16 protein-coding genes are annotated in these 14,270 nt (G+C 51.4%); all 16 read right to left on the bottom strand.

Annotated features, from left to right (window positions below; genetic code table 11):
- Nucleotides 1-133 precede the first annotated feature (133 nt).
- Nucleotides 134-2,773 carry a TipJ family phage tail tip protein gene (locus AC5JQI_RS04955; protein WP_493913916.1) on the bottom strand — a complete coding sequence of 880 codons (2,640 nt, stop codon included), beginning with the start codon at nt 2,771-2,773 and terminating at the stop codon, nt 134-136.
- Between the two features lie 22 nt (nt 2,774-2,795).
- Nucleotides 2,796-3,371 (bottom strand): tail assembly protein, encoded by a 576-nt coding sequence (locus AC5JQI_RS04950; RefSeq protein ID WP_493913915.1) that lies wholly within the window; start codon nt 3,369-3,371, stop codon nt 2,796-2,798.
- A 1-nt stretch (nt 3,372) separates the two neighbouring features.
- The gene (locus tag AC5JQI_RS04945) at nt 3,373-4,104 is read right to left on the bottom strand and encodes a C40 family peptidase (RefSeq protein WP_493913914.1); all 732 of its coding nucleotides are present in this window, start codon (nt 4,102-4,104) and stop codon (nt 3,373-3,375) included.
- 2 nt (nt 4,105-4,106) lie between these two features.
- Nucleotides 4,107-4,844: a phage minor tail protein L gene (locus AC5JQI_RS04940; protein WP_493914617.1), complete on the bottom strand. Its 738-nt coding sequence runs from the start codon at nt 4,842-4,844 to the stop codon at nt 4,107-4,109.
- A complete protein-coding gene (locus AC5JQI_RS04935; protein ID WP_493913913.1) occupies nt 4,844-5,191 on the bottom strand; it encodes a phage tail protein in 348 nt (115 codons plus the stop codon). The genes AC5JQI_RS04940 and AC5JQI_RS04935 overlap by 1 nt, the downstream gene beginning before the upstream one ends.
- Entirely contained in the window at nt 5,188-8,514 is a 3,327-nt protein-coding gene (locus AC5JQI_RS04930) for a phage tail tape measure protein (protein WP_493913912.1), read from the bottom strand. The genes AC5JQI_RS04935 and AC5JQI_RS04930 overlap by 4 nt, the downstream gene beginning before the upstream one ends.
- 227 nt (nt 8,515-8,741) lie before the next feature.
- Nucleotides 8,742-9,038: a phage tail protein gene (locus AC5JQI_RS04925; protein WP_493913911.1), complete on the bottom strand. Its 297-nt coding sequence runs from the start codon at nt 9,036-9,038 to the stop codon at nt 8,742-8,744.
- A 47-nt stretch (nt 9,039-9,085) separates the two neighbouring features.
- Entirely contained in the window at nt 9,086-9,547 is a 462-nt protein-coding gene (locus AC5JQI_RS04920) for a phage tail protein (protein WP_275362084.1), read from the bottom strand.
- Between the two features lie 11 nt (nt 9,548-9,558).
- Nucleotides 9,559-9,963, bottom strand: a complete 405-nt coding sequence (locus AC5JQI_RS04915) for an HK97-gp10 family putative phage morphogenesis protein (protein ID WP_275362083.1) — start codon at nt 9,961-9,963, stop codon at nt 9,559-9,561.
- A complete protein-coding gene (locus AC5JQI_RS04910) occupies nt 9,960-10,346 on the bottom strand; it encodes a hypothetical protein (protein ID WP_275362082.1) in 387 nt (128 codons plus the stop codon). The genes AC5JQI_RS04915 and AC5JQI_RS04910 overlap by 4 nt, the downstream gene beginning before the upstream one ends.
- On the bottom strand, nt 10,333-10,659 hold the full coding sequence (locus tag AC5JQI_RS04905; RefSeq protein ID WP_275362081.1) for a phage head closure protein: 327 nt from the start codon (nt 10,657-10,659) through the stop codon (nt 10,333-10,335). Before AC5JQI_RS04905 ends, AC5JQI_RS04910 begins: the two co-directional genes overlap by 14 nt.
- Nucleotides 10,660-10,669: 10 nt before the next feature.
- Nucleotides 10,670-10,972, bottom strand: a complete 303-nt coding sequence (locus tag AC5JQI_RS04900; protein ID WP_275362080.1) for a head-tail connector protein — start codon at nt 10,970-10,972, stop codon at nt 10,670-10,672.
- Between the two features lie 23 nt (nt 10,973-10,995).
- Nucleotides 10,996-12,207 (bottom strand): phage major capsid protein, encoded by a 1,212-nt coding sequence (locus AC5JQI_RS04895; RefSeq protein WP_275362079.1) that lies wholly within the window; start codon nt 12,205-12,207, stop codon nt 10,996-10,998.
- A gap of 12 nt (nt 12,208-12,219) precedes the next feature.
- Nucleotides 12,220-12,870, bottom strand: a complete 651-nt coding sequence (locus AC5JQI_RS04890) for an HK97 family phage prohead protease (RefSeq protein ID WP_275362100.1) — start codon at nt 12,868-12,870, stop codon at nt 12,220-12,222.
- Nucleotides 12,848-14,086 (bottom strand): phage portal protein, encoded by a 1,239-nt coding sequence (locus tag AC5JQI_RS04885; RefSeq protein ID WP_493913910.1) that lies wholly within the window; start codon nt 14,084-14,086, stop codon nt 12,848-12,850. The genes AC5JQI_RS04890 and AC5JQI_RS04885 overlap by 23 nt, the downstream gene beginning before the upstream one ends.
- Nucleotides 14,086-14,262 (bottom strand): hypothetical protein, encoded by a 177-nt coding sequence (locus AC5JQI_RS04880; protein ID WP_275362077.1) that lies wholly within the window; start codon nt 14,260-14,262, stop codon nt 14,086-14,088. Before AC5JQI_RS04880 ends, AC5JQI_RS04885 begins: the two co-directional genes overlap by 1 nt.
- Nucleotides 14,263-14,270 lie beyond the last annotated feature (8 nt).

Genomic DNA, 14,270 nt, shown 5'->3' with positions numbered 1-14,270 from the left:
AGTTCAATCGATGGATGCAACACACTGGTTAAATCTCTCTGCGGGTGATTCATAGTCTAGCGTTTTTCTCGGCCTCTCATTAAGTTTTTCTCAGATCAACAGCGGTGTCAGATCGAGTGATAGATAATACAAATTACCGCATACGCCGCTGAATATCCTTCAGAATGTCATTCAGCCTCTCAATGGCCTGCGCATTTTCCGCAATGGCCTGTTTGTGACGCGCATCGGCTTTGGCCCGCTCATTGAATTGAGCCTGTAAGCGCCGTCCGGTTTCTGCGTCCAAAAAATGATCCCGACTAGCCTCTACTATCCAGCCAGTATCCTTGGACGCGATGCCGCTGACCCATGATGTCCACTCTGAGGCGTTACCCGATTTATCTACCAATCGTGCCCGGAAATAGAGCTTCTCCCCAGCCGCCAGCCCCTGCAAAGTGTGGGTTCGTTGCGGATAGGAAATATCGGCGAACTGCAGCGTGTCATCATCCTCTCCGTTTTTGTTGTAGCAAATTTCCGTTTTCAGCAGAACATCCGTCGGGTTGGCAAAATCCCAGTCAAGCCGGATACCAAAAAGTAGCGGCGTGGTTCGGAGGGACTGCGGGGCCGACGGAACCTCTTTTCGGCTTCCTAGCAGGGTATCCTGCGTGTTCATCCAGATACTGGATATTGCCGCTGCATTAGTCGCCCTGACCCGCGCCTGATAGCGTCCGTCATCGACGTTCGGCACCTCAAGACTCCGTGCGGTAGTCTGGGGAGCCGTTGTCCAGTTGCCATTGTCTTTGCGCCATTCAACTTCATAAGCCACGGCACTGTCGGCTGCATCCCATGTGATCCGCAATGTGGTGGAGATGATGCCCTGATTAAGCGAATAATAACTGTCGATAAGGATATTCTTCGGTGCAGGCTGAACGCTGGGCGGAATGATGGTAACAGAGCGTTCGTCAATACGGGTATCCTTGTCGATAAGAGCATACTTGTCGGGGTTGTGCTCAACCGCCGTGATGTCAAATGATACGCCGTCCTCTCCCGCTTTGATACCAATAACCCGAAAGGGTTTCTCCGCTATATAGCGGGATTCGATTGCCCAGACTGAGCCCACTTCAGGTTCATCTGAATAGGCATAACCACGATCCCACACGGAAACCTCCTGTCCGTTGATCGCTGAAATGAGATCCCTTTCTGCCTTACCTGACGGCAGGTTGATGACAAGCCAATCCCCCACCTTTGCCGACGGCACCCGATCCAAGGTAATAATGTATCGCCTCGGCATAGCCTGGATACGCCCGCTCCTTCCTGATCCTGACAGCAAGTTATCCGACACGCCGATAAGGTAACCGGGCAAGGGAATACTTCCTTCCAGTCCGACGGTGAAAGTGACTGTCCGGTCATGTTCGTTGGTGTGTAACACCCATTTACCACGCCGGATGGCTTCACTCTGGCGGGTACAACCGATGGCAGTGATATCGGCCTGCCGGATACCATAGCGGCGTATCAGGCGAGGTTCAAACACCGGTTCGATAGCATCCTGATAACCATTCTGCGGATCGGACCAGCTTACCATGGCCGTAGAGTAATGGGTTTTCTCGCTGGCACTGGAATAGGTGAATTTACCGTCACGCACATTGGCACAGGTAAAGAGATAATCCATGTCACGGGGCATGTCCGCCAACACGTTCATGTTGTTATTAGACCAAAAAGTCATGCCCCGGAAGATCCCCGCAATGTCACGCAACACAGCCCAGGCATCTTCCTGTGACTGGATATAAACATTGCAGGTGAAACGCGGCTCTCCATGGCCTTCGCCATCCAACACAGTCTGATCACAATATTGCGCGATGCTATACAGATCCCATTTTGCCAAAGCCAGATTTTCCGCTTTCACCCGGGTGCCAATGCTGAACCGATCATTTATCATCAGGTCATACAGCACCCACGCCGGATTGTCACTCCATGCCCATTTGAAGGTGCCATCCCAGCTGCCATGATAAAAACGACGGCGGGATTCCAGATAATAATTACTCGGTACTCGGATGATGCGCATCTTGGGTTCGCAAGTAATTTGCGGGATATTACGGAACTGTTTGGCATCAAACTGAACAAATAACAGAGCCGTTTCTGGATAGCTTAATTTGGCGTCGATGACCTCGGTGATAGCCTCCACCACCATGGCATCCGCGATTCGGTTGCTGTTCTGTTTTGGCGTTAACCGCCGAAGACGCACCTGCCAGCCTGAATGAGCTTGAGGTAAATCCACCCGATGGGATCGTTCGTATTTGGTGGTACTTTTGCCATCCACGGCGGTTTTCAGGATTTCCTTAAAAGCGCCGCCATCGGTGGCAAGGTCAATGGCATATTCAATGCGATAGCCCACGGTGTCCCCGTTTTCTTTTTGCCTCTGTAACTGGGGCCACGATAATCGTAGGCGAACCGCTGACAGTTGAGTATCGGTCACTGTCGTCATCCATGAGCTGACCAGTTCAGCGCTGACGGTGCGGGCATTTTCGACCGCCGGCATACCGGGAATATACGCCTGATGGGGAGTGCCGGGGCGGAATTCCCATTTAATCCCTTCAAAATTGGGTCTGCCGTCTGAACCAGTAAGCGGCGTGTTATCCAGAAAAATACGACTACCATCCAACTCTCCCGCAAACTCCCCTTCACCGAGAGCAAGAATGATTTTGGTATAGGAAGTGGATTGCAAGGAGTCGGGGGCTTCCACGGGGGCGCGCGGCTGCTGGCGTCCGCCTTTATGACCCTGAATGGACTGTTTTTCCATCTTTTATTTCATCCTCAGAACGTTATTGCTGGTCTTCCGCGTAGATACCCGCTGAAATGATGGCGCCGCCAATACGGCGTCTGCCATAGCCGATGGGGACAGGATTACCCTGTGCCACGGTATTCACCGGACCACCGAAGGCATAGGACGGTTTGTTGTCGGGATCTTCGCGTCGTGCCAGTCCGCCCGGCATCGGGGAGAGCATCTGCACCACGCCGCCCAGCATCATGCCAACCCCGGACATAATCATCGGTGCACCAAACGGGGTAGCCCATAAAAACGCGCCAGCAACCACCAGCACCGCGCCCAGAATGGTCTGAAAAACACCGGCATTTTTGCTGCCGATAATCATCGGGGCAATGCGGATATCGTCTTCGCCGGAAAAGGTCAGTTCGTCACGCTGGAGATTACGCTTACCATTGAACACAGCAAAGGTAAGTCCCTGCTCTTTAGCCGTTAACAGAAAGCGTTCAAAACCGTCAATCAGGACAGACAGCGCCCGGATTGCTTCCTGCGGAGTAGAAACAGCCAGTTGATGTACCCGCCCGAAACGGGCACCAAGTACGCCGTATAACCGGATAGTTCGGAGTGTATTCATGCTATGACCTCAATAAAGCAGGTGAAAGAGAATAACGCAGCGTGATAATGGTGCGTTCCTGCCAATAGCCATGATAGGGTTCTCGCTTACTGAGCTGCCCGTACAGATGGTGCAGCATCAGACCGTCACCCAGATAAACACCGGCATGATTGGGTTCATTGGCCTGTACCTGCATAATGATCACATCCCCTGCCTGTAATTCACCGTGACACGCGACAAATCCGGCTGCGGCATAGTGTTTCATATACAGATTTTCGCCCCGATCCCACCAGCTATCGGTGCGTTCAAAATCAGGGAGTTCAACAGTCCGTTCCAGTTTGTACCAATCACGCACGATGGCATAACAATCCCAAATACCGTGCACGAACGGGCGGCCAATTAATGGCTTAATGCCTTCGAGTGGCATCAGGGTACGGATATCCCCTTCCGGCCATGAAACAATCACCCAAGGAATTTGTGACAAATCACACTGGGCGATATCCAACTGGCTCGGTTGTGTTGTCGCGTCGGGATGGCTGTGGACAATGGCAACAAGGGTGCCTTTGTCTTCGGCAGCAGAATAATCTTCAGGGTGAATACTGAACTGTTCAGTGGGTGATGGTGCAGTGTTACGACAGGGAAGATAGTGCTGCCGGCGGCGCTGTTGAATAACCAACCCACAGCATTCATTCGGGTAGGCAGCTTGGGCATGTGCCATGATGGCAGGGGTTGTGGATTTTCGCAGTATTGTCATGGTTATCGCCTCAGTAGCGCCGAGCCGGGGAACCCGCCAAAGGGCAGTTGTTCCGTGTCACCAAAGCGTTTTTTACAATCGCTCATGAGCCCCCCGCAGGCATCCGCCGCCGGATCATCAGTCGGCTTACCTCTTTCAGTAAAATATCGGGTGCCGGTATAGCCACACGGTGACTGGCGGTACTGTCCGCGAATGCACCATGTACACAGACTGTGAATTTGCCGGGTCGGGATTTTAATCCCCTGTAAATCAGCAGGGGAAGAGAGAGAAAACTGGATGCTTTCATTATCTTCCTGCGTTTTGCTGTCGATGTAGAAAACGTCGATTTTTTCCTGTTTGGGATCGGCTTGCAGGTTTCCATCGGGAAAATTACGGGCATCCAGATAATGGGCAAAAGTCATGCGGATCGTGACTCGCGCCTGCACCATATTTTGATAAGCCAGACACAGCGCACTGAGCGTGCCGTCCAAATTGGCCACATTGAGGGTAGGTGTCACCGCCCGCCCATCGCCGGTGACTTCCAATCCTTCAATACTGACAGGCCACGGTTTGTATTCGATTCCCTGCCACCATAGGGATTTCACTGGTAAATTTCCGGTATTTTCCAGTTCTGCTCCGGTATAAAGGATCGGGTGATTATGAAAATACAATACAGGCCCGCCAAATGCCGAGCCATCGACAGCAAATAATAAGATTTTACTTCCCGGCTCAAGCCGCTGAAGTGTCGCATTAATAGTCATCATGAAATCTCTTGTGGATGATAGGAGCGGGCGAAGGTCACAGAAAGAGTAAAGTAAGCGCCATTGGCCTGAATAGTGAATTTTCCCGCCTGATACAGCCCAAGTTCAGATAATGGATTACGCCATTTAAATGAACGCCAGCCCTGATGCTCACGCAGAAAAGCCATGATAGGTTGTATGTCAGATAGCGTCCCGACAAAAGACAAAGGCCAACTTTCGCGCTGCGCGTTGATCCCATCTCCTGACGTTTGTTTATAACCATCGCCAAACTGGACGGCACGCACAATCGATTCAAACTCCCCGACCGCACCCACCCTAGCAGGGAAATCAAAGGTTTTTATCTTCATCTGCCTCCTTTAATCGCCACACTGAGTTCACCACCTTGATTTAAACTTTTATGCAGCAAAAATTTGAATCGCTGATCGACGAACTTCGCAATATCCTGTCCCGCCGACTCTGCGCCACGGGATGTTTTCGTGTCGTGAGTACCATCGGAATGGATCACAATATGGACGGTGTTATGAACCGTATTGAAGGTCTGGTTGCCCGTACTGCCAGTAGTCTGAACACCCAGCTTACCGCCAGCACCGCGTTTTAAGGGTAAGATCGCTTCTGGTCCAGCTTCTCCCATCACCCCGCCCCCTTTGGCAAACTTAAACAAGGTTGGGCTGCTGACAATCTGCCCGCTGTACTGACTTAAATCCGCAGATTGATAAACACCGCCTTTCGCATTCATGATAGGACTCTTCCAGACATCCGGGGTGATGGTTGTGCCAGAACCGATCGAAGACAGCCCGCCTCCCGCCGAAGACAATGCGCTGGCACCCGAGCTTCCCATCGCACCACCAAAGAAACCAGAGATAGCTTTGGTTATCAGTGCCTGGATCGCAATACGTACCAGATCCTGAATGATGGATTGCGCCAGTGATGCCGACAGTTCCCGCATGGATTCTGAAAATGATTTTGTGCCCGTCAACATGCCGGTTAAGGTGTTACCCGTGCGTTGCTCGACCACATCCAGCAGATCCATCTGCATTTTCTGGAAATCGCCTTGTGATGCGTATAAATCCTTTGCGGCAGCAAATTGCGCATCTTTGGAGCGATGAACCGCTGCTGTTATTAACTGCTCGTGACGTTCTTTGCTGAGAAGTCCGTTCCGGTAGTAGGTGTCATAAAGTGCTGTTTGTTCTGTAAGCTGATTTTGCAGTTGCACAACGGGATCGACCTCGCCCATCATATCCAGACGCGGGGCGGAAATTTGCTTCGCCTGTTCAGCTAATTTATCCTTTACCGAGGTTTGATATAACGTTCTGCTGGCAGATAAATATTCCTGCTCACTGAGCAACCGCTCGATGTACAGGGCTTTCAGCTCTTCACTGGCTGCTTTTTCCTGCCGGATCAGCGCCTTCGCCGGCGCATATTTTTCTGCCAGTTCCACCCGTTGTTTCTGGTGATTCTCGGCATTAAAGGCTGTTAAACGTTGAATTTCCTGTTGAGAAACTAAACCGGATTGACCCACTTCATCCAGCTTTCGCTGGACTTCCTGTTCACTCAGGATGATGCGCCCCAAACTTGTCGTGTGCACCGTTTCAAGATCAAGACGCAACTGACGATACTGGTTCAAAATTTGAGTGATTTTTCCTTTCTTATCATCATCGTTCCCTGTCCACGGATTACCCGTACCGCCGCTACCTTGATTATTAGATATGGGTTTGGGTTTTTCACCGGCTTCTAGCGCTTTCAATGCAGCCTGAGATTCTTCAAGCTGCTTCTTATGAAATTCCATTTTTTTGAGCGCTTTTTCGTATTCCGCCTCTGCGTGTATCACTTCTTCTTGCGCTTTCTTTTTGTTTGCCCACAGACCGCCAAATCCAACACCGGAAACAATATTTTTCTTACCCTGCAAATCAAGCCATATTTTGGCGGTTTCCTTTTTTTGCTCATTCAGTGCATCCCGGTATTTCAGCACCCTAGAGGACAGTTCAATCTTTGAAAGCTGCATCAACGCATTTTTTGTCTCGAGCACAGCATCCTTTAAATTAGTTGCACTTGCGCGAGCTTCTTGTGCCCGTTGATGGAAATAATAGAGAGCAGAGCCTGCCAACATCGCGGCACCAAATGGCCCGCCAATCATGGCAAGTGCGCCACGGGCAAATCCCCCGGCGGCAGATAATGCCCGATAGGAATAAGAAAACCGACGATTCGCCGCTTCAAGTTGACTGGTTGCCTGTGTTTGCAATTTGAGCGCTTCGGTTTCTTGCCTGATCAGGGTTCTTTTTTCTTTCGAGTAATTGACGGAAAGACCGTGCAAACGATTCGTTCTTTCCAGATATTGAATGTGCCTACCCTGTGCTTCCGTTGATCGGAGCGTGGCATTGGCCTGTTCAATCGTTCGTTTTGCCGTTTCTGCCTGCTGTCTGGCAACATCACGAGCCGCTTTTTCGGTCGCTCTCCATGCAGTTATATTTTCACGCAGTCCCGCTGTCAGCTTCGTTGCCATTACAGGAATTAATGTATGCAATGCCACACTGGCAACCAGATTAAAGTTTTCGGACAACTCATTAATCGCACTGGTGGCATTTTGTACTCCGGTTCGCAATGGGCCATCGGCGCTCTGTCCAATTTTAACCGCCATACCTTCAAACGCACGGGTCAACACATCCAGATCCGCACCAAGGTTATTGGCACGAGCAGCTGCCTGTTCATAAGCGACCTGCGTTCCGGTCAGAGCTTGCGTCAGCTCTTCCAATTTCGCCCTTCCAGTGACTAAGTTAGACGCTGCACTGACATTTGCTCGCCCGAATAATTTCACCGCCTGGGTGGTCGAGAGGTTTTTGCCTGTCAGCGTTTCCAGTGCTGACGACAGACCAACGACCGAAGGTTTCAGATTTTTATCGGTGGAACGCTCCAACGCCAGTATCACGTTACGCATGGCAGTTCCTGCCTCGCCGCCTTTAATGCCACGCTCCGCCAGTATCTGGATAGCTGCGCCTAACTCTTCAAAGCTGATCCCTGCCTGGGCCGCTGCTGTACCCCCATTTTTGATGGCCTGCGCTGTTTCGTTAATTTCGGAAGAACCATATTTCGCCCCCGCCGCCAGTACGTTAATAAAGCGGTCAGCCTGCTCTGCACTGGCACCGAATTGATTAAGTGATAACGCCAAGGCACGGGTCGCATCTGGTAAATCAATACCGGACGCCTGCGCCAATATCACTGCTTTCTCGGTTGCCAGCGTCAGTGCCTCAGTACTTTTCAGCAGTTCTGGCTTTGCTGAGGCCATCAATTTAAATGCCTCGGCAATTCGGGTTGCGCCGAATTCCGTGGTACGCCCAATCCGCTGGGCGTTTTCATCCAGTTTCTTTAACTGCTCGCCCGTTGCACCGATAATGGCGGATAAGTCAGACAACGCCTGCCCGTATTGACGGGTATGGGAAATGATGGTGCTAAGTGAAAAGCCCGTACCTGCCAGCATCATTAACTGACCGGAGACGGATTTGATTTGCGAGGCCAGCGAGCTGTAGCTCTTTTTCACCTTATTGGCATCTGCCACTGATTTATCGCTAAAGCGTTGTGATCCCTGCCCGGCATAACGATAAGCATCCATGATCTGGGATTTAAACGAAGTGGCATTAACCAGCAAGCCGACCGTCAATGTCGATAAATTAGCCATAACTTAACCTAATAATTTCATGACAGCATCACACTGTGCCTGGACCGTATCACGGGGTGACGATACAGATGCAGAAGGCGGACTGTCTGGCTGTTTGCGGTTTTTCAGTCGGTAATAGACCTGCCACTCGTTGAGCGTGGATGCAGGCAAAGACAAGATGCGATAGGGATCAATTTCGCCGAGCTGCTCAGCTAACGTGAAAGCAAAATGCAGCCACGGCGAGTGGGTTAGTTTTTTTCGGCGTCCTCCAGTGTACCGATGGCATGGCGCTTCACGGTCTGAATCGCGTCAATCAGGGTGGCGTTATCGTGGATGGTCATCAATTCTTCTGCGGTGGGCAGGTCATCAGGGGGAATGGGGTGCCCCTTATCATCCACCAGACAATCCAACACCATCTGGATATTCAGGCGGGAAGCTTCGCGCCCGTCCCCGGCATCACTTAGCTTTTCCGCTTTTTCTTCCAGTTCCAGTAATTCCAGTGCCGTCAGCCGGCGCAAGTTTATTTGCGTACCGAACAGTTCCACTGCTTTAATCTGCGGGCGCGGAGTGAGTAAGGCCGCTTTCAGCGCTTTCATTGGGTGACTCCTGTTTTCTGGTCAGCAATACCCCAGACGAGGTTGTTTTGTTTACCTTTGACCGTGATTTGGATCACTTCACTCGCCGGGGCGTTAATGTCGTTCATTTCCCAGCCGGAAAGTGCCAGCACCATCGTGGCGGTACGCTTATTCGGCAGAGCAATGTAAAACTGCACGGTTTCACGCTTTTCCGCCGCGTTCAGGAAGGAGACAAAATCGGGGTTCTCCGGATCATCGATAAAGCCAAGGGACTTTTCCGGACCTTCAGGCATATCGGAAATAAACTGCTTGTTGGTATCCAGCAGGGTGGTGCAGTCGACAAAACTGCCGGTCAGCCCCGTGGCTCCCAATGCCTTACAGTTAATCAATGGACGCATGTTTTCTACTGGGTCGCCGGGCTTGCCGAACTTCACCACCGTACCGGCAGGCAATACGGCGTATTCGGGGGATGTTGCCATCGTGTGTTCTCCTATTGACTGTAACCCGATAAGGCATCGCGAATTTCCTGCGCGAGCACCTTAACGACTGCCGTTTTGTTGTAATCCAGCGCCGGACGGATAAAGGGATTTGGTACCTGTTTGATGGTGCCCATTTCCTGTGCGAGCGCTTTCATACGATGGGGTTTGGTCGGGCCAACGGTGATCATCATCCCGCCCTTGTATTTCTTGGCTTTTGTGGATCGAATGTTGATATTGTCCCGCATATGGGAACCCTCACTTTTCTTGTCATATCCGGCATGAATTTCCATATCTTTTTTGACGATTTCCATTGCGGCTTTCCCGGCTTTGCGCAGGATTTGGGTCTGGAGATCACTGTCTAGTGCCTGCAATTTACGCCCCAGTTCCGCCCATCCGGTCGTTTGTGCGGTGATCATGCCGAGTTCTCCGCATAAATAATGATAAAGTCCCGTGTGATACGGTAGCGCTTGCGATTTTCCGTCAGCTCTTCCGAGTCCTGATACAGTGCACCGCGCGTCACGGTCTGCACCGGATAGTGACCGATAAACCCGTGTTGCACCGACTCCCATGTTGAACGGATTTTAGCCTCCAGCTTAAGTGCTTTTTTATAGTCATGCAGGATGAGGCTGATTTGAAAGCGCGCCTTGATGAGTTGTGTGGCCGCCAGTCCAGAATTGAATTTCGCGTCACTGATACGTTGGTAGGTAACACCCTCTAACACGCTGGACGGCAGTATCAACGGGTAGACAGGCAGCCCAGTTAATCGTACTAAATCGGCTTGAAGTTCAGGTTCTATCATGGCGCACATCTGCCTCCGTGGTGATAACGGCACGGTCGGCGCGGTTGCGGTCTACAGTGCGAACGGTAAACAGCCGGCCTTGATGTTCAACCAGCCAGTTGGGTTCAACGTCCTTTCTTGGCCTGACCGTAAATTGTTGCACTTCGATCACGTGTTGCTGATCAGCAGTGCGGATTTTACGGTTGGACATGACTTCCGCCCGTGCCCATGTTTCAGTGACATATTCCCGCCCAATGATTTCAGCACCAAGATCATCACGGTTTTTTATAGGGCGAAACAGTTTAATACGATAGCGAAGTAAGCCAGCTTTCATTGGCATTCTCCTATAACGGAATAAAACGGTAGGGTTCCAGCAATGCCTTGAATCCGGTGGGTAAAGTCTGTGCTTCCCGATTTTCATACCAGTAGCCAACTGTCAGCATAATTGCTAGTTTCACATCGTCGGTCGCTAACAGGCCGTCCGGATCATCCTTCGGCACCGCGTTCTCATACAGGTGGCGGTTGAGATAACTTTCGGCCCGTTTAATGGCCGCGCGAGTATAAATGTCTAATAAATCATCTTCGGTATTATTATCACTGTCGATACGACATTGCTGCCGGAGCAAGTCAATCGAGGGAAAAAACATGTCATCTCCTGATAATAAGGTGACTACGCCTTATCTTCTGCCACTTTCAGCAGTTTCACGGCGTTGCTGTCCACTAGCAGGGAACCGACCCGTTTGGTGGTGTAGAAGTGGATAAACGGTTTGTGGGTGTACGGATCACGCAGCATACGAACGCCCAGCCGATCCAGAATGGTATAGCAGCGTTTGAAGTTACCGAACACCACTGGCACGGCACCTGCGCTCAAATCGGCAAACTGTTCGTTTTCCGCGATACCGTAGCCCAGCAGCGCAGAGGGCTGCCCCAGTTGCAGGCCCGGCTGCCACAGGTAGTTGCCCTGACTGTCTTTCAAGGTGCGTACCTGAAATAGCATTTTGTTGTTCATCATGAATTTCGCCCCGTTGCGGTACGGCTTGCGCAGGGTGTAGATCAGTTTCAGAATTTCGTCTGCCGTGACCTCGGTCGGCTTCTTCAGCAATAGGTGCTGCAATGACCCCCATTTGCGATCCTTGTCTTCCTGCACATCACTGCCATAGGCCAGCAAGCCTTTCGGTTTATTTTTGCCGTCACCATGGGTAAAGGCGTTTTCCTCCTGTTCGGCAAATTCCTGTGTCAGCTCAGACGAGATAAAGGCTTCCACATCGAAAAAGGCATCATCCAGCATGGTCTGGGTGGCGGCCGGATTACCGTAGATTTCACCCCAGATGGGTTCGATGGGTGCCAGCTTTGGTGTTTTAGTTTCCGGCCGTTCATCAGTTTCGCCGACCCAGCCGCTATTGGTGCCGCCCTGATTGATCAACCGCTTAAAACTGGGATTGCCAACCGACACCACGTTACACTCCGTGCGCATCACCACTTCCTCTTTCAGGGCGCTGATGATATTGCGATCCAGCTCTTCCGGCACGGCATAACCCCCTTCAGGATCGGTCGTGGTCTGCATCGCTTTTTGCTCCAGTTCTGCCAGTCCGTCTTCTCGACCTTTGCGGATAAACTGGGCAAACGCCGCTTTGTGTTCGCTGACAGCCGGGATATTGCCACCACCAACCGGGCGTTTCAGCCCAGCAAGCTCTTCTTCCAGCGCTGATTTCAGGGTATCCAGCTCGCTGAGTTTGCCGTTCAAGGTTTCCACCTGTCCGGCTAATTTGCCTTTTTCCGCCTCTATCGCCTCAATGCGCTGGTCGTTCTTCTGCCGGAACTCGTCGAAACGCTGCTGAATTTCCTGCGCGACCTGTTGTATGTCTTTGACTTCAATAGCCATAAAAAACTCCGGTTAGTTAAAATGTAATGATTTCAGTGCACTTAATGCCGAGGTTGTCTCCGCGTCATGCAAAGACAAGGCCCCGTAGCCCTCAGCCATAAAGGCCTTGGCCTGAGAGCGGGAGAGTCCAACGTCGCGCAGGACGCGTTCAATATGACTGGGATTGGGAATATCGCCCCGGGCAAAAGCCGATTTTACGTTGCTCACCCGGGCATCATCGTTGGCAGGAAAGGTCACCAGACTCACTTCCCACAAATCGAGGTCTTTCAGTAAAAAAGCCGATTTTGTCCGGTCATACTCTCCGTCTTTCAGCACATAGCCGATAGACAGTCCGGAGAGTGAACCGGCTTTCATATGGGCGTGTGCCCGTCTTGCCAGCGGATCATCCTCAATCAGCAACCGCCCTTTGAGATAAAGACCTGTCTCGTCTTCTTTCATTTCGGTATAGATACCGATAGGCTCATCCATTCGGTGCTGCCAGAGCAAGGCAGGTAAGCTGCCTTTTTCTCCCCATTGTTTCAGCGTATTGGCAAACGCGCCGGGTAAAACGATATCGTCGGTGCTGTCTTTCAGCCCGAATACCGAGCCATACCCTTCAAACTCGCCGGAATCACTGACAGATTTAATGTTCAAAGGCATATCAAGCCGTTGTTTGGTCATCACCGGCATGAGGTTTATCCTCCGTCTGTGTTGGGTTGGTGTTTTCTGGAGTAGTGGTCATATTCATCGGTGTGAGATAAATATCACCGCCCTCGCGGGGGTTGAGTTCTTCCAGCTCCCGGCATTCGTTCGGCGCGTAAATGCCCCAGTTGATGCCAGTAGCGTAGGCTTCAAAACGGGACTTCATATCCCCACGCAACAAAGCACCCGTGTTGAATTTGGCATAAAACTGCCCCTGTTTACTGTTTTTGACCAATCCGGCATTGATGCGCTGTTCAATCCGGGTGAGGTACGGCACGAGGGAATAATTGATAAACCCGATCCCCAAATTTTCGATATTGTTAAAAGTGGCGCGGTCAGTGTTCTGCACCATATGCAGTGGCACCCGGAAGATGCGGCAGATTTCCTCAAGCTGAAACTTGCGGGTTTCCAGAAACTGCGCATCTTCAGCAGACAGGCTGATTTGATGCCATTTCAATCCCATTTCCAGGATCATCGGCTTATGGGCGTTGACCAGCCCCTGATGACGGGCCTCAAAATCCGCCTTCAACCGTTTATATGCTTCATCTTTCAGTGCTTGATCTGTTTGCAGTACGCCACTGGTGACTGCGCCGTTACCAAACAGCCGTGATCCATGTTCTTCAGTGGCCAGCCCCAGCCCGATCGCTTGCCGAGCGTAGGTGATGGGGCTTAATCCTGTCAGGCCATCCAACGTGAAGATGCGCACATGCCAGAGTTCATCCTGTGTTAGTGTCCGACTTTCTCCGCTCGGGAAGGTCACCTGATATTCTGGCTGCCAGTCACGGTTCAGTTTGGGAACGACGGCACCCGGATCGAGTGGCAGTAATTCCACCACTTCCCCCAGTGCTTTGACTTTGTAAGCGTAGAAGTTGCCCCGCAGGCACAGGCAGGCAATCAGCAACTCCCAGAATTCCTGCGGAGTCATGTAATTATTGGGTTTGACCGACAACAGCTTATGCAACCGCTCTTTAACAGCGTGTCGGTTGCCTCGTTCTAATTGCTCATACAGAGAACAGGGCAGCATGCCAACCGATTCCGCCAGTACCCGTACGCAACTGAATACAGCGGTGAGCTGCATGGCTAACTGCGGACTGACCCGCCGTCCGCTGTAGGTGTCATAAGACAGGCCAATCAGTTCACTTAAATCACGGGAGGTCAAAGGTTCGGCGGATTTACGAAATAATCCGGGAAAAAACATCAAACCTCCTTATCGGGTTTCTGGCTCAACATGCGTGAGACCAGATACGACCAGCCGAGGCACAACACACCCAGCACCATAAATCCGGCGGCCGGTAACAGCAGCCATGCACCGTAAGACAGCAAAGCGCCGCCCGCCAGCCCGATTAACAGGGCAGCCACAATGAATATTTTCATGAAAAGAC

The sequence above is a fragment of the Xenorhabdus sp. XBWT genome, from assembly GCF_059072735.1.
Note: the sequence above shows the minus strand (reverse complement) of the source record. Positions and strands in the feature narration are given on the sequence as shown.